The sequence below is a fragment of the Sphingomonas montana genome (assembly GCF_001956315.1).
GTDB classification, from domain to species: domain Bacteria; phylum Pseudomonadota; class Alphaproteobacteria; order Sphingomonadales; family Sphingomonadaceae; genus Sphingomonas_R; species Sphingomonas_R montana.
Map to the genome: position 1 here is coordinate 1 of NZ_MOLY01000020.1, position 19,024 is coordinate 19,024.

Genomic DNA, 19,024 nt, shown 5'->3' on the forward strand with positions numbered 1-19,024 from the left:
GTCGACGATCGTCTGCGTATCGGTACGGCGCACGTCGAAGCCTGTGACGGCACCGGAAAGCCCACTCACGGAGCTGGTGAGTGGCTGACCGCCCAGAGGCGCACGTGTGATGACGGGCTCAACCGGTTGGCTCGGGGCCGGACTTGTGTCCACCAAATCCTTGCTCGCCTGAGTGTTTTCAAGCGCGTCGGCTCCCCGGCGCTCGGAACAGGCGGCGAGCGCCAGGCAGCCAAACAGGGCGAGGCCCAACCTCATTGCTGGCGGCTGATCGGAACGCCGTCGAAAGGCCCAACCTCATTGCTGGCGGCTGATCGGAACGCCGTCGAAAGGCCCAACCTTGGGCACGTTCACGGAAACCGCGCGGCTCGTCGCAGGAGGAGCCGGGAACTTCATCCAGACGATCGCCGTCTCGCCCTTCTGACCAGACGCCCGGATGCTGTGCGACACGAACAGCGGCGCGGCCAGCCATGCGCCGGTCTGATCCTTGAGGATGCCATATCGCTGCGATGTCGCATCATCGATGACGCTGACTTCATCAGCACGGAAATAGTCACTGAACGATTTATCGCTTGCCGCGGTATAGGCAAGCTGAACGGTCAGGATGTCACCGGTCACGGCAGCACGCGTAAGATCGACGCGAGTGCCTTCGGGCCCCTGTTGTGTCTGGATCGGCGTCACCACCGGAGCAGGTGCCGGAGCCGGCCGCGCGGTATCGCGAACGACAGAGCCGGTCGCAGAGGTCGGATCGACAGCTACGGGCACTGGATCAGCACTTGCCGTAGCGGCGGTTTCGTTTGAACCACCTTGTCCGCATGCCGCCAGGATCAGCGATGCGGTGACCAGTGATGACACACGGACTGAACGTCGGAGATATGGAGCTAAAGCGGGAAGTCGAAGCGGCATCTTGAAAGGTCCTTTCGCAAAGAGTGAAAGCGGACGAACATGCGCGACGTGCGTGAATTGGATGGCCTGCTTAAGCGAGGACCACACTGCGCGCCATAGTCAGCGGCAGCAACGCGACGCGAACAAGGCGCTCGTCAGGTCATTACCGGCCAGAGGTATCCGACCAAGGTATGCCGGTTGTCGTGCTTGCCTTCGGGCTATCCCCAAAGCGGTTCGCTCCAGTCTTGCCGGGAATTGCCATGACGATGATCTGTGCAATTCCAACGATGGTGTCGAGCATCGGTATGGCCGCTCCGATAGGGAGGGCAAGCAGCCACCAGCCGCTCAACCCCAGATCGTGCACGCGTCGTATCGTGACCGCGATCAGCGGAATGATCAGGGGCGCAATCGCAAAGCCCGCCCAAGCCGTAAACTTCGTGGCCATTTGTTCTTGAGTTCGGAACGACCCCGTGGCGGCAATCATCACGACCCCGGCAAGCACGATCGCGATCAGGCACAACAGCACGAACATCCAATATTCCCGGCGTCGCGACCGGCCTCTGAAGTCCACATAGCGACGCAGGGCCAACAGCATCCAGCTCATCTCTTTCGCTGCTCCAAAGACATGCCAAAGTTGAATTGTATCACCGGCCGCGCACGTACACTACAGCCCCGGCCTCAACTGTGCTTCAAAGCCTGGGCGGGCAAAAGTCACTGCCAGCCACAGCAGTGAGCAAGGCGAACATCGAGACATGTGACAAAAACGGTGATGGCGCGATTCACCGCCCCCTGCATGAATGTGTAGCCGGACTTAGTGCGCTCAAAATGACTGACGAATATCCGGATGTAGGCCAAGTCAGTCCTCGCTCGACCGCTCCCGCCGACGACCCAGATTGATTGTCAGTTGCGTGCTAAGTGCGTGCTCCATCTGCGCGCGGGTGCCGCGTCGCTCTGGTCGGAATTGGTTCAGGTAGCCCACGTCGGCACTTAGACGTCTGCTCAGCGGCAATACGAACCCGGCTGTATTGCGCATCCGTTCGTAGCCGCGCCGCTGTCCCCAGCGTGTGCTGTTCGGCAAGTAGAAGCTCTCGTGGCTCACGAAAAGTGCTGAGCCGTTCCGACCTAATGGATGGGTGTACCGGATGAACGGACGAATGCGGAACCCAATCTCGTCGCCGTCGGGATGGAAGCGCTCGTCAAGCCTCAGTCGGGTCGTCACCGCCCCGAAAGTCGCCACGACATGCTGGCGAATTCGGCTCTCGTCGTCGGCTCGATTGCCGTTGTGGCCACTAACATGGCGATAACCAACACCGAACTCGATAGCGGCGGATGCGCGGTAGCTGACGATGCCACCAAGTTCGGTATGGAAGAGGCCGCCGGCTGCGTCGCTGAGCCGACCGATCTGCTCCAACGTCAACCGAAGTTTGTCCGTAACGGGTACATTGGAATTGACCTGTAGCCAGAACTGTTCGTCTTCCTGCTGCGCTTGGGCAGGCGTCGCCACGAGTAATAGTAACGCGGAACCGACAAGGGCACGAAGCGGGCAGATGGACACATTGATGGTCAATTGCGGCGCGATAAACGAACTCCGGTTGCTTGTCATACGCCCGCATTGTGATGCGGCTACCGCGGCGGTCTCTTCGGCCAACGAAACCAGGTTGTCGTCACGCAAACCTACGTGGAATGCGTGATCGAGCGTCCGCATCGGGGGGCAGCTGCGGACACCGTGGGGCGGTTCCAGGTCAACTAAGAAGGCTCCGGGCTATGGGCGGTCGGCCTTTTAGACTTCTGCTGTTTGACGGGCAGGCGGAACCGATCGCACCGCACGCTCCGCCTCATAGGATCAAGACGGCTCGCGGCGGGGCTGTCGCAAATCACGAGTAGATCGCGCTCTCCGTTGATCCCGTCCAGCAACACCAGTCCCTCCGGATGATCATCACCACGTCCAAACGGGAGGTCGATGATCCGTTCCGGTCTGTGCCGTCGCACGACCTGATCGTCCTGCGGCGGATCGCCGAGCCAGTCTGTCCAGCGGTAAACAGCGCATGGCCCATCGAGCCCGGTCGTTGGTCCGGCAAGGATCAGGAGATCCGCGCCATCACGCTTCAGGTCGCGGATACCCAGTCCGTCCAGTTCGAGCATTCGCTTGTGGAGCGGACCGGCAATCGTCAAGCGCCCCGAAGCCTTGGCGACGATTTCCAGTTCCAGCAGCACGGCATAAGTCTGGATTACCGGCCCGCGCATGCCGATCGCGACCCTGCTACCCGCGACAGCAATCCCCTCAAGATCAACACCGCCCTCCTTGGCCGCTATCCGAGTGAACGGCTTGAGGAGCGGGCTGTCCTTTAACATCCGCGCCAGTCGGTTGCCGTGCCGGGTCTGGCGCACCATTCCCGCCCGGCGATCTCCGTCGATCCGTACTGGCTCCATCGTGCCGTCGGTGTTCCGGTCTGCGACCAGTGGTGCACGCGCGAGCAGGCAGCGGGGCCGGGTATACTTCAGGGTCGCGAATGCAGACAGGTCGATCCGGTCGTCGCCTGCTTTCCCGACCTTCGGACGCGTTCGCGCATGTGACCCCAGCACCCAGAGCCAGCCATCGTCTTCGGCAAGCCCTTCAATATCGGCCTCGCCGGATGCATCGAGATCGAAGATGGCGTCGAGCGGAAACCGTTGATGGCCTGACCACACTCCTTCGCCGCGGCTCAACCGTTCGAGGGTGACTCCCTCGTCACTGCCGAGGAATAGCGTATTCCCGTGCCGGGCGGCGGCCGATAGATCCAGCGTCGGGTCGTCCGCACCTTCGCAGTCGGCATCCAGCACCAGTTGTTCCTTCCCCACTGGTAAGGTCGTGGACGCCCAAGGTGAGCGCGGAGGCGGGGATTTAGGCATTTATGACCTTCGACGGCGGTTCGGATTAGACTGTCTCGCTTATACCAAATCCCGGTCCGATCGAAATTAACGAACGTCAGCTTTCGAGACGGGACAAGGGCAGGCTGAATGTCCAATGGTGGGTCTTGGACGGTTTGCCGGCGTTACATTGCCGAATGGCAATACGTATCAAAGCTTTGCACCAACTTGACTCCGCGTGCTCAACGTCACCGGCGGCTAGCGGGGGCGCATCGACACCGTAACCAGCGCGCGAACATCGTCCAGCAGCTGTCGCGAGAACCCGAGGCTAACCAAGACTTCGGCAGCGGCAGCAGCTCCACGCCGCCCATGGCGATACATGACGACGAACCGCCGCAGCGCTTCAAGCTGCGGGTCGGCAAGCGCTCTTGCTGTCTCGGCTCCGAACAAGGCGCGCACGATCAGGCGTTTGCCCGTCGCAAGGCTCGATAATGGTTCCCGGTCGGCCAGCGCTACCACCTGGCGCTCCCGAGTGGTCAGGACGGGAGCAACGAGGTACTGGCTGATGGTCGGTCCCGTGGCGCCGACAATCCCGAAACGGTCGCATTGAATTTAGGCCATCGGTCATTCCCCGGCTGGTGATAACCCTGAATAGATCGACGAGTCCGGACGTCCCATGCTGGTACGTCCGGTAGATTGTCGCCAGCGTCCACCATCCCGGTTACGTGGCCATTGCCTTGGTAAACTCCCTCGGTGAGTGACCGAACGATCGCTTGAACGCCGCACTGAACGCGCTTTCGGACTCATAGCCGACCGCTGGTGCCACGATTGCGATCGAGACACGTCCGCTCGCCAGCCGATCGGCCGCCACCATCATGCGCCAGCGGGTCAGGTAATCCATGGCGGGCTCGCCGACCGTTTCCTTGAACCGAACCGCAAAGCTCGAGCGCGACATGCCACCTACCCGGGCAAGGTCGGCGAGCGTCCAGCGACGAGCGGGGTCGGCGTGTATCGCCGACATCACGGCGCGCATCTGCTTGTCGGCCAAGGCGAACAGCCAGCCTGGACTGTGCGGCGAGCGCTCGGCAAGGTGTAGCCGCAGCGCTTCGATCAGCAGCGTCTGCGCCAGATGCCCGGCCATCAGCGTGCCGCCCGGTTGCGGGTCCCGCAGTTCGCGCATCAGCCGCTCGATCAGCCAGCCGAGCGCCGCCTTGGTCGCTTCCGCCCGGATGTGAACGATCGGGGGCAGGATGCCGAGCAGCAGTTCGGTGTGGAGCCCTGTGAAGTCAAAGAAGCCGCCTACGCCCGAACAGTTGCCGCCGCCGCCCAGGACGCCGGTCTCGCCGGCGGGGAACGACGGGAAGAATGTAAAGGCGTCGGTCACCGGCGCGTCGGCGGCGCTGTAGAGGCTGAACGCAGCCCGGCCGGGCAGCAGGATGAAGTCGCCCGCCTGAAGCGCCATGGGCTCGGTCCCGCCCTCGAGCGCGATCCAGCACGTCCCGGTATGGATGGCGAAGCATTTGACACCCTCGGCCGGGGGGTAGTCGAGCGCCCAGTCCCCGCCGGCATCAAGGCCGCGAAATCCGTAGCTGCTCGGCTTCAGCAGACCAAGTACGTCCGACAATGGATCCATATCGAGAACTCCTGGACGCTGGCGATGGATATGCGGACTTTGCAGCATGGGCCGTCCAGTGTCACCGGCCTATCTCAGATCCAGCGATGCATCTTCACATGGCACCGCGGGAGATAGATCATGACCGACAACACCGCTCTCTGGCTTTCATCCAAGCGTGCCGCCTTCGCGTTGGGGCCGGCGCCGTTTCCGAGCGCACAGTCGGGCGAAATCGTCATTCGCACCCGTGCGATCGCGGTGAACCCGATGGACCGTCTGGTACAGACCTCCGGCGACCTGATGACCCCTTATCTGCAGTACCCGGCCATTCTGGGCTCCGACGTCGCCGGCGAAGTCGTTGCAGTCGGGTCGGACGTCACACGGTTCATGGTCGGCGACCGGGTCGTCGGCTTTGCCGCCAGCACCGACAAGACGCGTAACCGCCCCGCAGAAGGCGCCTTCCAGACCCATGTCGTCTTGCTCGAGCACATGACGGCGGCGATACCGGATGCGCTCGCGTTCGAAGACGCTTCCGCGCTGCCGCTCGGCATCTCGACGGCGGCCTGCGCGCTCTTCCAGCGCGATTTTCTCGCCTTGAACCCGCCCGCCAAGGGAGCGTTGGCGACCGGTCAGACCGTCCTGGTGTGGGGCGGGTCGACCAGCGTCGGCAGCAATGCGGTGCAACTGGCGGTCGCCGCTGGCTACGACGTGATTGCCACGGCCTCGCCGCGCAATTTCGACCTTCTCAAGCGGCTCGGCGCAACGGCTGTCTTCGATTATCGCGACCCGACTGTCGTTGCCGCCATTTCCGCAGCGTTGCGCGGGAAGACGGTCGCTGGCGCCGTCGCGATCGGCGCGGGGTCGGTGCAGCCGTGCATCGATATTCTGGGAACGTGCGAGGGCAAACGCTTCATCGCGACGGCGACGCCGCCGGCTTCCTTCGATGAAGTCCCGGCGAGGCGCGGTCACTGGCGCAAGTTGATTGCCGCGATAGCCCGCACGGTCGCAGGCAACATCGCGCTCGCGGTACGCGCACGCCGCAAGAAGGTAACTCTCAAGATGATCTGGGGCAGCACGCTGATCAGCAACGAAGTGGGGCCGATGATCTTCGATACATTCCTGCCCGACGCCCTGGCCGATGGCCGATACGTGGCAGCCCCTGCGGTCGAGGTTGTAGGGCACGGCTTGGCGGCGATCCCGGCGGCGCTCGAGCGGCAGCGGCGCGGTGTCTCGGCGACGAAGCTGGTGGTGACGCTGTGACCGACAGCTTCGTCGTCAGCGTCACCCGCTTCCGCGTTCGCAGCCTGCGGTTTCTGCCCTTCTTTTTGATCCATGCGCAGCGCTGCCTGGCGCAGATCAGGAGAGCGGACGGCTACATGGCCGGAGCGCTCCGCCACGATCGCGATCACGCCTATTGGACGACAAGCGTATGGCGCGACGAGGCGGCGCTCCTGGCCTATGTCGCCGGTGGCGCCCACCGCAGCGCGATGCCCAAGATGAGCGAATGGGGCGACGAGGCAAGTACCGTTCGGTGGGTTCAGGACAGCGCCGAACTTCCGTCTTGGCCCGAGGCGAGCGACCGGATGCGCCACGAAGGGCATCCCTTGCCACTCCGCTATCCGGGACCTGCGCATGCGGGCCTCGGCTTTGCGAAAAGCGAGCCCGCGCAGCTGGTTAGGATCTAAGGGCGCTTCTGGAAGACACTGCGACTGGATCGTTCTGCATCTCAGCGCGACTGTTTCGTCGCGACCTCCGTGCATCGTTGCGCACGTGAGGGGATCGCAGGGCCATCGTAGATCATCGCGACGCTATCGTCTCGCTGCGCGTGTCGAGGGTCGCGCTCGCATCTTATGACACAAGCACCACTAGGATCGATAGTTCTGCGAAGCGCGAAAGTCGGGCGCCGCCTGTCAGGCGGGCCGCCGTCGAACGAATGGGTCGCGCCAGACTACCGATCCGGTGCGACGTTCTCTCGATCGCATAGCTTCTGCGCATCGACTTCATACACGCTTGGTACGTTCTTCTCCCGGCCCAATGGCGGGACAAAAGCATCACGGATTGAGGGTTACGTGATGCTCGAGGAGAACCGCCATGGCGAATGGCATTTGCGCTGCCGATCACCTTTGCCGGGTCGGACGAGAGGCGCCGCGGCACCCCGGTGGCTCCGACGACCTTTCGATTAAGACCTCGACAGCTGGCCTGGCTGGCAAGGGCGGCGGTCATGACCGCCTGCCGACCGAAGCTGCAGTCAGGACTGTGACGTCGTCTGCCGATGATCACCGATTCACCACCAAGAAATTCCCTTGTACGGCGTACAACAGCTTGTACGCCGTACAATAGGTAGCTGCTAGGGGACTGCCATGTGCACCGTAACCGGCGAGAAAACCGATGCGACACGACCCGAACCCAGGCTGCCGGTCGTGGTTACCGATGCGTCGATCAGCCGTATCGACGCACCCGGGATGTGCCGCAGCGTCTCCGGCGATCGTTGGAGTGAGATGATGAGCGCTGCCCTGGCGGGCAACGGCGGAGCGTATAGTAGCCTGCTGACCGAGACTGCAGCCTGGCTGCAACGCTATTACGCGCATCGGCTTCCAGCGCCGTACGTCGATGATATCGTGCAGGAGGCGCTCATCGCAATCCACATGAAGCGCTATACCTACGACCCCGCCCGCCCGTTCAAAGCATGGATGGCAGGGATCGCGAGGTACAAGTGGATCGATCGGCTACGTAGCATGAACCGCAACCGCTTCGACCTTATTGAAGGCTTCGAGGCGTCGGTCGAAGACCATGGCTCTGTCGTGACCGGTAGCTTGGACGTGCAAAAACTTCTCGGTCAGCTGAAGCAGGCGCAAGTTGATGCGATTCGGTTGGTTAAGCTGGAGGGCTACAGCATTCAAGAAGCGTCCGAAGCCACCGGCCAGTCGATTGCGCTTGTTAAAGTGAATATCCATCGCGGGATCGCGCGGCTCGCGGCGGCGATCGATAGCGATGACGACAGGCTCTGAAGACCGGTCGAGGGACGGGAGATCTCCGCCGTCGTACGGAAGCCAGGCTGGTTTGGGGACGATCAGGCGCTGGCGTCTCTGGAAGAAGGACGAGACTCCAATCCTTCTACCATCTGGAAACCCGAGCGCGCGCGGCCTCTCGCTCGGCTACCTCCGGCAAGGCCGGATCGTCGCGCTGGACTGCGTCGACGCGGTGAAGGACTACATTTAGGCGAGATGACTGGTCGCCACCGGTCCGTGGATTTGGGTCGTCCTGCTTGCCGACGTCGCGGTTCCTATCGAGCGGTTGGACCGCAGTCTGGCCAATCGCCGCTGCTTTGCGCTATTTCGCGGAACGCTTCGCCAACGCGTCGATGCCATCGATTACAATTGTTATATAGGTTAAATAGCTGCTCTCCAGGGGTGCCTCGACTCCGTTTTGCCAGCGAAGGATGAAGGCCTTGTTCGAGAGCAGGCGAAGATTGGCTGCCAAGATCGGAAAGGCGTTCTGATCCAGCTCGAGTAGCCGTTTCTGCACGATGACCTGCCAGGCCATCGGATCCTCTTTCGGCATGGACGCGTATTCCTGCGCAGAGAAGCCGACCAGCGTGGCGATGATCGAATTGTATCCGGCGACCAGGTCGGCACCGGACAGCCCGGCGCGCGACAGGATCGACAGCACATGCTCTACGAAGCCGAAATCCATGGCGGTGTTCGACACGACTGCGGTGCCGATCAGCGGGGCAGCGTTCGGATGGGCCGCCACCGCGGCCCGGAAGTTGTCGAACAGATCGCGCAGGCTCTGCTGCCATTCGCGCCGCCGGCTTTTAACCGACACCTTCCCGAGAATGTGGGCGACTATCCCGGCCATCATCTCATTGCGGTTGGGCACGTACCAATAGACCGCGGTCGGGTAGACCCCGAGCTTCTGCGCCAGCGCTCGTAAGCTAAAGGCATCCAGGCCGTCTTCGTCGATGATACCTAGCGCTGCAGCAATAATGACCTCGCGGTTGAGCGCGGGTGCGGGAGGAGCCCCCCGCCGGGTCCTGCGTCCAGGTTGAGTCGCCACCGTCTTCCCTTGCATCCTCGGCCCGCTCCCATCGACTGCACTTAAGGCCTTCGCGCCAGAAGCTGGACGCCACTCGCATATTGCCCCGCCGCTTTCCCAGGCAAGACGGCCCCATCGATCGGCACCGTGACGTGGCATGCCCCGAGGGATTTAACCAAACTTCGATCGACCCGCGTCACCGATCGAGTTGGCTGTAGGCAGCAGGCGCGCTCGATGCCAGAACAAAGGCGAGGGCGCCTTTATACGGGGTAGAGCCTATATCTGATCACGGTTTTGATCCGCTTCGCGCTTGAATTGGTACGATCACGCAAGCCCGTGATTGCCGCCCGTCTCGAAGCGAGCTTTTGTCGTTTCCCTGAGCAGCGTACAAGAGAAACACTTCTTGTCGACGGGTTCGGCGGAAGATTTTGCAACGGTGAGATCGCGAGGGCTGGCATACCGTTTGCGGACCGAACGGGCTCGTACGCTGCCGTCACCGATGTCGCGTGGGTTGAGGTCGGCCTTTGCACGCGCGTCGAGGACGATCGGGCTTCGAGCGACTGAACCGGGAGGGTTCGCCATCGCCCATCCGAAGGTCCGTGCAGCGGTCGGGGAGGCACCGCAGGACGGGCAGTGATCGACAGTGCCGGCGGATCCACCGTGACGCCCGTCGTCGACGAGGTCTGCCTGCTCTACGGTTCCATCGCGCTGACCGGAACGGGTGGCATCGGGACCGTCCATCATGCTGTCACCGTATGACCGACAACGTCCGAATGGATGTCGGGGGACGAACGGACGATCCGCCTGTTCGCCGTCGTCGGAGAAACCCGACCCGGCGCCGGTAGCCATGTTGCGATAGCATCCAGGAGCCACATCGGAAACGGACGAACGGTTTCTGAAGATGCGAACCAACTGCGCCGGCAGAATCAGACGGTAGGCAATCTATAAGCCTCGGTACGTTCGACGCAGCACGTCGCGCCGCCGGTCGAACGGCGTCGCCTCGTCATGTTCGGATCATAGTCAACGGGCCGGACGGACCCGTGACCGCACAGGCTCCGATCACGTTCCGCGACGGAAGCGGCCCAGCAGGTGCGATTGAATTCCATTTGGCCGTTGCGAACCTGATCACGCCTCTTCTGGTGGCCAGCGAGCCTATCATCGTCATGGTCCATGGTCCGGGCGCGCACGTCTCGCCGGTATGGTTCAGCGCCAGCTTTCCACTGCCTAGCGTCCGAAAGCATTTCGATCGCCGCCATAAGACGGGGCGGGGGGGCGTCGTGGCGCGAAGCTGTCGTGCTGGCGCGGGGAGTTCGGGCGAGGTTCGGTCTTATCAAGGCCCTTGGCTTCCCAATATATCCAAAGTCTAAGACGTGGTTGGATCGCAGTCCCACGATCGGTCTGGCGAGCACGCTCTGGTCGCTGTCGCGAGTTCGAAACTTCCGCGAGGTTCTGGCGACCGGGCAGGCAGAATGCGACGCACTTATCGACGCCTTAGTGGACGCCGCCGGATCAGCACAAATCCATGTTGACGTTATGAGCATCAAAGCAATGAGTCCGTCCAACCACGGTAAGGGCCTCGGCCACGTTGACCGCCAACAGTCTGGTCAGAATTCACTTAGGTAGTTCGCGCACATAAGTAGTAGGATGCTCGAGACTTGAATGCTCCATTGATTGCATAAGGACCCGAGACATCTAGCGGTTGCTGCTCAAGTTAAACAATCAATCTAAACTAGCCTTATATAACAAGCCGCTGAACGGCCGCTAATGGGCGAGATCGTTCATCCGGTGTGGACGGTTCAACTTCGGCATTGAAGGCCTATATTACATAAATGCTGATTATCGGAATGGTTGGCAGAATTCCCGCAGTTCGGCCGCAAGCAGATCCGGTTTCTCCAGCGCAGCAAAATGCCCGCCGGCCGGCATTTTGGTCCAGCGCCGCACGTCGAACACTCGCTCTACCCAGGAACGTGGTGGCATAGCGATCTCTCGCGGAAATACTGATACGCCAAGCGGCGGTTTGACTCGCTCACCCGCCTCAAACACAAGCGGGCGCAACCGGTTTTCTTTGTAAAGCCTGAGCGATGCGGTCAGGGATCCGCTGAACCAATAGATGGAAATGTCGGTCAGTACGTCGTCGAGCGAAATCACGCTTTCGAGGTCGCCGTCGCAATCACTCCACGATCTGAACTTCTCCGTCATCCAGGCAGCGAGCCCGATAGGAGAGTCCGTGAGGGCAAACGAGAGAGTTTGCGGTTTGGTCCCCTGGAGCGAGGCATATGCACCCTCCTGTGCGGACCACCGTGCGACGTGATCAAGGAACGCCTGTTCTTCAGCTGTGACCGGCGGCGCGTCAGCCCCTAACGACGGCCGGTAACTGCCCGGAACGAAGTTCAGACGAATGCCGCGGATGGTCTCCGGGAACAACCGCGCTAACCAGGTAGATACCCCAGCGCCGATGTCGCCGCCCTGCGCAACGAAGGCGTGGTAGCCGAGCTCGGCCATGAGCTTGCGCCATAGCACTGCGATTTCTCGCGAGCTGACGCTTCGCTTCGTCGGCGCGGGCGAGAAGCCGTAGCCAGGCAGCGACGGCACGACTACGTGGAAGGCGTCGGCGGGATCGCCGCCATAGGCGCCAGGATCGGCAAGCCGCGGGATCAGCCGTTCCATTTCGACGAACGACCCCGGCCACCCATGGGTTATGACGATGGGCATTGGGGCAGGGCCGACGCCACGGTAATGCACGAAATGTACGGCTTGGTCGTCGATCGTCGTCATGAACTGCGGCAGCCGGTTGAGCCGTCGTTCCTGTAGGCGCCATTCGAACCGGTTCAGCCAATGGTCGGCCAGCCGGCGCATGAAGGACAAGCTTGCGCCATCGTCCCGGCTATCATCGTCGATCGAGCTCGGCCAGCGCACCGCGGAGAGCCGGTCCTGTAACTCTACGATTGCAGCGTCTGGAACGTCTATCGTGAACGGAACGGGCGGCATGATGGTCTCCACGCTTTGCTCGACTGTATCCCAACCGCAATTGCGAAACGACTGCCCCTTCGTGGGATGAACGATCGACCGGTTTGAGAGGGGTGGCAGGCCAGGGCGAGTATCAATTTTGTGTGATCGCGTTCGCAGGCTTCGAAGTGAAGGCTGAGCCTCTGTCCGCTTTCAAGCTCTGCTCGCTATGTCGAGCAAGTCCTCAGTTTCGCGACCAGCAATCCGTTACAGTGTTCAATAAACAGTCATTTTCTAGACAATGGCCTGCTGCCTTAGCTTTTAGCAGGCGATCGATTTTCGGGAATGTCCGGGATTGGTAGTGAATGAGCAGGCAGCTTGCGAATTGGCAAGAAGCCGCCCATCTATCGCTGCGGTGATTACGGGATGGCAAAGGACTGTGTTGCGGTGGGTGGTCAGGAGAGACGAACTCGCATCTCGTTGAGGAGCCAACTGCCGGCGCGTCCGAGGGCGCGGTCTCGCATTTGAGCAGCGTAAATCGTTAGTGGACCAGTCGCGCGGGCGGCATGGTCTTCGATCGCCAGAGAGACGAGGCGACCATCCGCCAAGTGCGGTGCCACGAGGTACTCAGGCATTCGGCACCATCCCAGGCCGGCAAGCAGGAAGTCCAGCCGCCGGCTGAGTTCCACAAAGCGCCAAACCCTGGTTCCGATGATGCCGTAGCTAGGGCCATCGGGCGCAGCCGGATCGGACAGGACAAGCTGGGTATGCTCCTCTAAGTCGGTGAGCGTTACAGGGCTATCCAGTGCGGCCAAGGGGTGCGTGGGCGACACCACTGAGACAAGGTCGATGTCGATCAGCGGCAGCGCTGCCACGTCGTCAGGCACCGCAGGTAACAGAATGCAGAGCGCGAGCGCGGCGTCCCCGCGTCGCAATCGTCGCTCGGCCCCACCTAGGCCCTCGGTGGAGAAGTTGACAGGCAGAGAGGGAAACTCGGCGCGTAGCGCGTGCAGGCTGTCGATGAAAGCCGTGGTCGGCACCAGCGGGTCGATCGCGACGGTCAGTTCGGCTTCCAGTCCCGCGCGCGTGCCGGCAGCCACTGCCTCGAAGCGAGCGGCACCTGATAGAACGGTGCGAGCTTGTGTCACCAGCACGCGGCCTACGTCAGTCAGCGTCGGCCGGAATCCTGAACGGTCGAAGAGCGTGACGCCTTGTACGTCCTCCAGTGTTGCGACAGCCTGGCTGATGGCGGATTGCACTCGTCCGAGCCTGCGCCCGGCCGCCGAAAAACTGCCGGTGTCCGCGATCGTCACCAGCACGCGGAGTTGGTCGAGTGTCAGACTGCCGATCATCTATCACCTCGTCCGATAGGGATCATCACATCTTTATCGCTCCCACGATTTGCGTCCAGCAACCACATGGGTGGAATGCAACCAACCTTCTTCATCAACCACGGCGGCGGTCCCTGCTTCTTCCTGGAACCGGGACCCATTCGCGACACGTGGCGCGAACTGGAAACCTACCTGCGTGGCTTCATTGCCGGGCTCGCGGAGCAGCCGCGGGCCATCCTCGCCGTCTCGGGGCATTGGGAGGAACGCGTGCCAACCGTCAATGCCGCCGCGCATCCGCCGCTGCTGTTCGACTATGGCGGCTTTCCAGACCACACCTATCGGCTGACCTGGCCCGCGCCGGGTGCGCTCTCTGTGGCAGCGCGCGTGCACGAGCTTCTGTCGGTTGCCGGCATCGCCATCGGTAAGGAAACGGCGCGGGGCTGGGATCATGGCATCTTCGTGCCGTTCAAGGTGATGGTGCCCGGCGCCGACATTCCACTGGTGCAGCTTTCGCTGCAACATGGTCTCGACCCGGCTGGGCACCTTGCGATCGGGCGGGCGCTCCGGCCCTTGCGCGACGAGGAGGTGCTCATCGTCGGCAGCGGCCAGAGCTATCACAACATGCGCGGTTTCTTCGGTAGGGTCGGCGTGGACAAAAAGGCCGAGGCGTTCGACGCTTGGCTGCGCTCTGCAATGATCGATGGCGGGACGCGCGACCGCGCGCTGATCCGCTGGGAGGAGGCACCGCACGCCCGCGACGCCCAGCTCCATGAAGATCACCTGCTGCCGCTGATGATTGCGGCGGGCGCAGCATCGGGTGAGCCGGGCACCGTCCACTTCCACGGCCATGCGCTCGGCAAGCCGATCTCCGGTTTCCGCTTCGGCTGAGCTAACCCCTGAGGAGAATTTTCATGACCAAGCTACTCGTCGTCGAAACCAGCCCCCGAGGCGATCATTCAATCTCGCGCAACATGACCCGGCGCTTCGTCGCTGAATGGCAGACCAGGTATTCCGACGGGATCGTCGTGGATCGTGATCTCGCGGAAACCGAGTTGCCGTTCGTCAATGCGCCGTGGCTTGCGGCGTATTTTACGCCGTCAGAGCAACAGTCGCCCGAGATGAAGGCGGCGCTGAGTGTGTCTGACGAGCTGGTCGCGGAGATCCTCGCCGCCGATCACATCCTGATCGCCACGCCGGTCTACAACTACAACATTCCCGCCTCGCTCAAGGCATGGGTCGACCATATCGTTCGCAAGGGGATGACGCTCGGCTTCGACGGCAAGGGCCTCGTCATGGACAAGGCAGCAACGGTGCTGATCGCGAGCGGGGGCGTTTACACCGAAGGATCGCCAATCCGCGACCGCGACATTGCGACCCGGTACCTGCGCCTGATTTTGGGGGTGATCGGCATCACCGATGTGACCGTGGTTGCCGGTGGCGGCGCGAAAGCAGTCGACATGCGGGAGACGACAATGGACGGTTTCATCACCACCCTCCAACCTCAAATCGAGGCCGCGGCCGCGGCCGCGGCCGCTTAAGCCGAGCCGATGGGCGGCGTGTTGCCGCGCAGCCCATCGGAGGTTCAAGTAGCCCCACACACTTGGAACCTCGCCAAATGTCACTTCGTAGTTTCTGGTCCAAGCATTCAGCTAACTAAGAAAAATTCATGCAAGAAGAGGCGGTCCCAGAACGGTGGCTCGCGCAGATTTCATCAAAGGCTGGTTTCTGTGATGACGCTTATTTTCGATTAATCATATATCGCTGCTTTTTGCCGCATAGATTCCCGCCCCGTACCATTAACCTCGACACGTTATGGAAATCTGATTGTGGTCAGGACCCATTGGCATAAATAGCCAATTGTGTCTTAAATTGGAGTTTGAGGCGCATCCGCCAATGGAGAAAGATCGCGCCTGCCGAACGCTGCTTCGTCTTCCGCGTCGAGCTGCGCCGCTGTACGCTTTAGCCGTGCGTAAATGAAGTCGATTACAGTGTGAACCGGCATGGCGTGCCGTACCCGTTCGTAGGTAAGCAACCAAAGGCTGATTGTATCGCCCCGTGCCGGTGACAGGCAGCGGATGAGATCGGGATCGCCGCCTGCGACCATCCGCGGCAGCACCGCCACGCCCGCGCCCGCACGCACTGCTGATAAGAGACTGGTCGACGAACTATGCCGAATGCTGACATTGGCCTCGAGATCATTCTCGTGCAGCCACTTTCGGTAGATCGACCAGACATTCTCGCCGCCGCCGCCGATAAGTGCGTGGCTCCGGAGCATTGCCGGCGAACGCGGGATGCCGTGTGCTTCCGCATAGCCACGACTGCAGTAAAACGCCCACGGATCCGGGGCAATCCTACGGCCTGCCAGCCCTCCGCCGGTCAGATCATGGCCTGCCCGCAAGGCCACATCGGCAAATCCGTTACTGAGGTCGCGGACCGTATCGGTCGTATCGAGCTCGAGTTCGATCAGCGGAAATGCCTCTTAATGGTCGCGCAAAATGGGTGCGAGTACCGAAACAGCGTAAAGCTCGGCAGTGGTAAGGCGGACGACACCACGGGCTTCACGCAGGCGCGCGCCAGCAGCATCGCCAAACGTCGTCGCCGCAGCGGCAACTACTTCGGCATGCTCCCCGAGTGCCTTGCCATCGGGCGTAAGCAAGTACCCCGCCTGTCGTCGTTCAAAGAGTGTGACCCCGAACGACAGCTCGAGCGCCGCTATCCGCCGGGCTGCTGTTGTCTGGCTGACGCGTAGCTGCCGCGCTGCTGCGAGCGTGCTGCCGTATTGTGCCACAGCGAGAAAGGTCTTGAGGTCATTCCAGTCAAACACGCGCGCATTCTGCACTTACGCAGAACAGGATCGCAACATCGTTGTTGGAGAGCGTCACGGGGCTCAAGCTAAAAGCAGGGACGACGATGGCGAGGCCGTTGTCTTAACAGGAGCAGAGAACATGGTGATCCGGATGAACTGGGTCGCAGCCGGACTGGCTGCGACAATCACAATTCATGCCCTCCCAGCTGCCGCTCAGAACACTGAAATGCCGGCAACGCTAGAACGCTGGAAGGCAAAGGCCCAGAAAAGACTGCAGCGTGCTCTCGTCGAGCCGTGTCCCCTCGGCCGTGCGAACGCGGAGGCAGGCGTGGTCGACGTTCTGTTCGCAGTAGGCGTGGATGGACGCGCTACGCATGTCTCGGTGCTGCATTCCTCCGGACAACGGACGGTAGACGCTCTGGCGTTGAAAGCCGTTCGCCGAATCCGCACCCACGCTACGGTGCCCACCGGTATCTCCGGGGGTCAGATGGTCGTCGCACGGATTTATGTTGCTCCCGCTGAAGGACCGCTGGCAGAAGACGATATGCGAAAACTGATCGTGCAGACTGCGGCGCGGGACAATTGGGCGACCATCGACAGGTCGGGCGCTGCTACTAAAAATGTTGTCCGTCTTGCATATACTCGTTGAGCCCCTTGATTACCGTTTCTCCGCTCCGCTGCATTTTGCGCAAGTTTTCAACGTGACGATGTACAAATAACGGCAAGCGCAGATTCAACACGCGTATCCAAGTGTAGACCTAGTTCAATGGCGCCTGACCCTAGACCATATTTGAGAGTTATCAGACAGGCTGCTTTCGAAGTCTTGCCTGCCCATGTCGCTGAAATGCTAAGTTTCGCGACAAACGGTTCACTGCGATATTCTACAAACAGATGCCTGTTCGACGGTTAGAACGCCTCGGCTAAGTCGCTAATGCTTCGATTAGCGCCTTCACGATAGCGTTGTTCGAGACTGGCTTTTGACAAAGCGGCCGCGACCGATGCATGGCCGGGATCAGGGTGGCTGCGCCCGTCGCAAACACGAACGGTATCCCGCGCTGCGCAAGCGTGTCAGCGATCGGGAACGATGTCTCCTCGCCGAGTTGTACATCAAGAGTTGCGATGTCCGGCAGCGGATCGAGCGCATCAAGCGCCTCTTGCACGCTGATCACCGGCCCGACGACCTCAGCGCCGGCGTGCTCGAGCATCGTGGCCAGATCCAACCCCAGAAGAAAATCATCTTCGACCACCAGGATCCTGAGACCGCTTAACGCTTCGTTCGACATTGGCACTCCGACCTGTCATCGGCAGCCAAGCCACTGATCCAACCTCTTACAACCCATGGTGCCCGGCAAGTTTCCGTGTTGCCTTTACAGTGGCCACGCGCAGCTGAAACAGTGGGACAGATATCATGGCCGATTTTGAGCGAATGCAGCGGCGACAACGCATTCTCGCTGATTTCGGGGAGTTCGCTCAGCAGAGCGAGGATCTGGACGCAGTGCTAACCGAGGCGTGCCGCCTGATCGGCGACGCGCTCGGGACCGACCTAGCAAAGGTCCTGGAGATCGAGACGGACAGTCAGACACTGCTCGTTCGGGCGGGCGTCGGCTGGCAAGCGGGTGTCGTCGGCAAGGTCCATCTACCGATGGGCGAGCATTCATCGGAAACCTTTGCGATCAAGGAAGGCATCCCGGTTATCACGCCAGACATGAGCCTGGAGACCCGGTTCGAGTTTCCCGACTTCATGAAGGACGCCGGCGTCATTGGGGTCGTCAACGTGCCCATCTTCCTGCTTGGCGACAAACCCTATGGTCTATTGCAGGTGGACAGTCGCAAGCCGTGGAACCCCGACGAGCACGATACCGAGTTCCTGCGAACCTACGCCGCCATTCTCGGCCCGGTGATCGATCGGCTTCACAAGGTTCACGCCCTTAAGCAGGCGACCGATCAGAATGCGACACTGCTCCGTGAGCTGCAGCACCGCATCAAAAACAACATCGGGACGATCACCGCCCTTGTCCGGTTGAGGATGCACCGGGCCTCGTCAGATGAGGTTCGCTACGAACTGGGTGTTATCGGGGAACGGATTGAAGCACTGAGCCTCGTTCACGAGCACGTCTATACGGCAAGGAACGCTGACCGGTTGGAGCTGCGGCCCTACGTCACCCAACTCCTCGAAGGTTTGATCGCGCTTCACGAAGAGGTTGGCGTCCGGCTGGACGTGCAGATCGACGATGTCGAGGTCAGCAGCGACATAGCCATTCCGCTGGGGCTCATTCTCAACGAGTTCACAACCAACAGCTTGAAGTACGCCTTCAAGGGCGAAGGTCAGTCGGATGAGGCATTGATCGTCGTGGAGGCTCGGGAGAGCGAAGGCCGGTTGCAGGTCAGGATTTGTGACAACGGAAAAGGGTTGCCGCCGAAAACGCCGGGCGTCCGTCCTGGGTCAGGAACAGGCATGGCCCTGATCGAAGGGCTGGCACGTCAGATCAGGGCGAAGCCCGATTGGACAGCGGAGCGTGGTACCATGCTCAATCTGGAGTTTTGGCGCCTGGAGTGATGGGCCTT

Annotated in this window: 23 protein-coding genes; 9 read left to right on the forward strand and 14 right to left on the reverse strand. The window is 61.4% G+C overall.

Going from position 1 to position 19,024, the window contains the following annotated elements; genetic code table 11:
* The 7 genes from BKY59_RS17920 to BKY59_RS07390 form a co-directional block, all read right to left on the reverse strand.
* On the reverse strand, nucleotides 1–255 hold a 255-nt coding region (locus BKY59_RS17920), incomplete at its 3' end, for a hypothetical protein (RefSeq protein WP_206362032.1).
* A 39-nt stretch (nucleotides 256–294) separates the two neighbouring features.
* Nucleotides 295–852: a hypothetical protein gene (locus BKY59_RS07370; RefSeq protein ID WP_129586260.1), complete on the reverse strand. Its 558-nt coding sequence runs from the start codon at nucleotides 850–852 to the stop codon at nucleotides 295–297.
* Nucleotides 853–1,045: 193 nt separating this feature from the next.
* Nucleotides 1,046–1,477, reverse strand: coding sequence for a DUF805 domain-containing protein (locus BKY59_RS07375; RefSeq protein WP_206362033.1), 432 nt, complete (start codon nucleotides 1,475–1,477; stop codon nucleotides 1,046–1,048).
* A 261-nt stretch (nucleotides 1,478–1,738) separates the two neighbouring features.
* Nucleotides 1,739–2,587 (reverse strand): DUF2490 domain-containing protein, encoded by an 849-nt coding sequence (locus tag BKY59_RS07380; RefSeq protein ID WP_240500010.1) that lies wholly within the window; start codon nucleotides 2,585–2,587, stop codon nucleotides 1,739–1,741.
* 41 nt (nucleotides 2,588–2,628) lie between these two features.
* Nucleotides 2,629–3,702, reverse strand: a complete 1,074-nt coding sequence (locus tag BKY59_RS07385; protein WP_165374806.1) for a DUF3616 domain-containing protein — start codon at nucleotides 3,700–3,702, stop codon at nucleotides 2,629–2,631.
* Nucleotides 3,703–3,987: 285 nt separating this feature from the next.
* On the reverse strand, nucleotides 3,988–4,248 hold the full coding sequence (locus tag BKY59_RS17310; RefSeq protein WP_129586261.1) for a hypothetical protein: 261 nt from the start codon (nucleotides 4,246–4,248) through the stop codon (nucleotides 3,988–3,990).
* A gap of 202 nt (nucleotides 4,249–4,450) precedes the next feature.
* Complete coding sequence (locus tag BKY59_RS07390; RefSeq protein ID WP_076070225.1) at nucleotides 4,451–5,362, reverse strand: AraC family transcriptional regulator; 912 nt, start codon at nucleotides 5,360–5,362, stop codon at nucleotides 4,451–4,453.
* A 120-nt stretch (nucleotides 5,363–5,482) separates the two neighbouring features.
* Here BKY59_RS07390 and BKY59_RS07395 point away from each other — a divergent pair, with 120 nt between their 5' ends.
* From BKY59_RS07395 to BKY59_RS07405, 3 genes are all read left to right on the forward strand, one after another.
* Nucleotides 5,483–6,601, forward strand: a complete 1,119-nt coding sequence (locus BKY59_RS07395) for a zinc-binding alcohol dehydrogenase family protein (RefSeq protein WP_076070227.1) — start codon at nucleotides 5,483–5,485, stop codon at nucleotides 6,599–6,601.
* The gene (locus BKY59_RS07400) at nucleotides 6,598–7,026 is read left to right on the forward strand and encodes a DUF3291 domain-containing protein (RefSeq protein WP_076070229.1); all 429 of its coding nucleotides are present in this window, start codon (nucleotides 6,598–6,600) and stop codon (nucleotides 7,024–7,026) included. Before BKY59_RS07395 ends, BKY59_RS07400 begins: the two co-directional genes overlap by 4 nt.
* Nucleotides 7,027–7,701: 675 nt before the next feature.
* Nucleotides 7,702–8,349: a sigma-70 family RNA polymerase sigma factor gene (locus BKY59_RS07405; RefSeq protein ID WP_240500011.1), complete on the forward strand. Its 648-nt coding sequence runs from the start codon at nucleotides 7,702–7,704 to the stop codon at nucleotides 8,347–8,349.
* Between the two features lie 322 nt (nucleotides 8,350–8,671).
* Here the strand turns inward: BKY59_RS07405 and BKY59_RS07410 are convergent, their stop codons facing one another.
* Nucleotides 8,672–9,412 (reverse strand): TetR/AcrR family transcriptional regulator C-terminal domain-containing protein, encoded by a 741-nt coding sequence (locus BKY59_RS07410; protein WP_076070232.1) that lies wholly within the window; start codon nucleotides 9,410–9,412, stop codon nucleotides 8,672–8,674.
* A 288-nt stretch (nucleotides 9,413–9,700) separates the two neighbouring features.
* Complete coding sequence (locus BKY59_RS17315) at nucleotides 9,701–9,958, reverse strand: hypothetical protein (RefSeq protein ID WP_129586262.1); 258 nt, start codon at nucleotides 9,956–9,958, stop codon at nucleotides 9,701–9,703.
* Between the two features lie 51 nt (nucleotides 9,959–10,009).
* Here BKY59_RS17315 and BKY59_RS18210 point away from each other — a divergent pair, with 51 nt between their 5' ends.
* Both BKY59_RS18210 and BKY59_RS18335 read left to right on the forward strand, forming a co-directional pair.
* Nucleotides 10,010–10,135 carry a hypothetical protein gene (locus tag BKY59_RS18210; RefSeq protein ID WP_276205488.1) on the forward strand — a complete coding sequence of 42 codons (126 nt, stop codon included), beginning with the start codon at nucleotides 10,010–10,012 and terminating at the stop codon, nucleotides 10,133–10,135.
* Nucleotides 10,136–10,392: 257 nt separating this feature from the next.
* On the forward strand, nucleotides 10,393–10,743 hold the full coding sequence (locus tag BKY59_RS18335) for an FMN-binding negative transcriptional regulator (RefSeq protein WP_420822082.1): 351 nt from the start codon (nucleotides 10,393–10,395) through the stop codon (nucleotides 10,741–10,743).
* Between the two features lie 469 nt (nucleotides 10,744–11,212).
* On the opposite strand, the gene BKY59_RS07420 is transcribed toward BKY59_RS18335, so the two are convergent.
* Both BKY59_RS07420 and BKY59_RS07425 read right to left on the reverse strand, forming a co-directional pair.
* Nucleotides 11,213–12,376, reverse strand: a complete 1,164-nt coding sequence (locus BKY59_RS07420) for an epoxide hydrolase family protein (RefSeq protein ID WP_206362034.1) — start codon at nucleotides 12,374–12,376, stop codon at nucleotides 11,213–11,215.
* A gap of 401 nt (nucleotides 12,377–12,777) precedes the next feature.
* Nucleotides 12,778–13,674 (reverse strand): LysR family transcriptional regulator, encoded by an 897-nt coding sequence (locus tag BKY59_RS07425; RefSeq protein WP_076070237.1) that lies wholly within the window; start codon nucleotides 13,672–13,674, stop codon nucleotides 12,778–12,780.
* Nucleotides 13,675–13,749: 75 nt separating this feature from the next.
* Between BKY59_RS07425 and BKY59_RS07430 the strand changes: the two genes are divergently transcribed.
* Nucleotides 13,750–14,541 carry a DODA-type extradiol aromatic ring-opening family dioxygenase gene (locus BKY59_RS07430; protein ID WP_076070239.1) on the forward strand — a complete coding sequence of 264 codons (792 nt, stop codon included), beginning with the start codon at nucleotides 13,750–13,752 and terminating at the stop codon, nucleotides 14,539–14,541.
* Between the two features lie 23 nt (nucleotides 14,542–14,564).
* Nucleotides 14,565–15,191 (forward strand): FMN-dependent NADH-azoreductase, encoded by a 627-nt coding sequence (locus tag BKY59_RS07435; protein ID WP_076070241.1) that lies wholly within the window; start codon nucleotides 14,565–14,567, stop codon nucleotides 15,189–15,191.
* A 326-nt stretch (nucleotides 15,192–15,517) separates the two neighbouring features.
* On the opposite strand, the gene BKY59_RS18045 is transcribed toward BKY59_RS07435, so the two are convergent.
* Both BKY59_RS18045 and BKY59_RS18050 read right to left on the reverse strand, forming a co-directional pair.
* A complete protein-coding gene (locus BKY59_RS18045) occupies nucleotides 15,518–16,120 on the reverse strand; it encodes a LysR substrate-binding domain-containing protein (RefSeq protein ID WP_338056523.1) in 603 nt (200 codons plus the stop codon).
* A gap of 12 nt (nucleotides 16,121–16,132) precedes the next feature.
* On the reverse strand, nucleotides 16,133–16,492 hold the full coding sequence (locus BKY59_RS18050) for a LysR family transcriptional regulator (RefSeq protein ID WP_076070244.1): 360 nt from the start codon (nucleotides 16,490–16,492) through the stop codon (nucleotides 16,133–16,135).
* Between the two features lie 106 nt (nucleotides 16,493–16,598).
* On the opposite strand from BKY59_RS18050, the gene BKY59_RS07450 reads away from it, so the two are divergent.
* The gene (locus tag BKY59_RS07450) at nucleotides 16,599–17,108 is read left to right on the forward strand and encodes a TonB family protein (protein WP_076070246.1); all 510 of its coding nucleotides are present in this window, start codon (nucleotides 16,599–16,601) and stop codon (nucleotides 17,106–17,108) included.
* A gap of 271 nt (nucleotides 17,109–17,379) precedes the next feature.
* On the opposite strand, the gene BKY59_RS07455 is transcribed toward BKY59_RS07450, so the two are convergent.
* Nucleotides 17,380–17,742, reverse strand: coding sequence for a response regulator (locus BKY59_RS07455; protein ID WP_076070248.1), 363 nt, complete (start codon nucleotides 17,740–17,742; stop codon nucleotides 17,380–17,382).
* Between the two features lie 125 nt (nucleotides 17,743–17,867).
* On the opposite strand from BKY59_RS07455, the gene BKY59_RS07460 reads away from it, so the two are divergent.
* A complete protein-coding gene (locus BKY59_RS07460) occupies nucleotides 17,868–19,016 on the forward strand; it encodes a sensor histidine kinase (protein WP_076070250.1) in 1,149 nt (382 codons plus the stop codon).
* The last annotated feature ends 8 nt before the right edge of the window (nucleotides 19,017–19,024 follow it).

Coding starts and splice junctions, on each gene's coding strand:
- BKY59_RS07455 (WP_076070248.1), bottom strand. CDS start 17,742: ATGTCGAACGAAGCGTTAAGCGGTCTCAGGATCCTGGTGGTCGAAGAT.
- BKY59_RS07425 (WP_076070237.1), bottom strand. CDS start 13,674: ATGATCGGCAGTCTGACACTCGACCAACTCCGCGTGCTGGTGACGATC.
- BKY59_RS07390 (WP_076070225.1), bottom strand. CDS start 5,362: ATGGATCCATTGTCGGACGTACTTGGTCTGCTGAAGCCGAGCAGCTAC.
- BKY59_RS07450 (WP_076070246.1), top strand. CDS start 16,599: ATGGTGATCCGGATGAACTGGGTCGCAGCCGGACTGGCTGCGACAATC.
- BKY59_RS17315 (WP_129586262.1), bottom strand. CDS start 9,958: ATGGCGAACCCTCCCGGTTCAGTCGCTCGAAGCCCGATCGTCCTCGAC.
- BKY59_RS07460 (WP_076070250.1), top strand. CDS start 17,868: ATGGCCGATTTTGAGCGAATGCAGCGGCGACAACGCATTCTCGCTGAT.
- BKY59_RS07375 (WP_206362033.1), bottom strand. CDS start 1,477: ATGCTGTTGGCCCTGCGTCGCTATGTGGACTTCAGAGGCCGGTCGCGA.
- BKY59_RS07410 (WP_076070232.1), bottom strand. CDS start 9,412: ATGCAAGGGAAGACGGTGGCGACTCAACCTGGACGCAGGACCCGGCGG.
- BKY59_RS07405 (WP_240500011.1), top strand. CDS start 7,702: ATGTGCACCGTAACCGGCGAGAAAACCGATGCGACACGACCCGAACCC.
- BKY59_RS07430 (WP_076070239.1), top strand. CDS start 13,750: ATGCAACCAACCTTCTTCATCAACCACGGCGGCGGTCCCTGCTTCTTC.
- BKY59_RS07435 (WP_076070241.1), top strand. CDS start 14,565: ATGACCAAGCTACTCGTCGTCGAAACCAGCCCCCGAGGCGATCATTCA.
- BKY59_RS07380 (WP_240500010.1), bottom strand. CDS start 2,587: ATGCGGACGCTCGATCACGCATTCCACGTAGGTTTGCGTGACGACAAC.
- BKY59_RS07395 (WP_076070227.1), top strand. CDS start 5,483: ATGACCGACAACACCGCTCTCTGGCTTTCATCCAAGCGTGCCGCCTTC.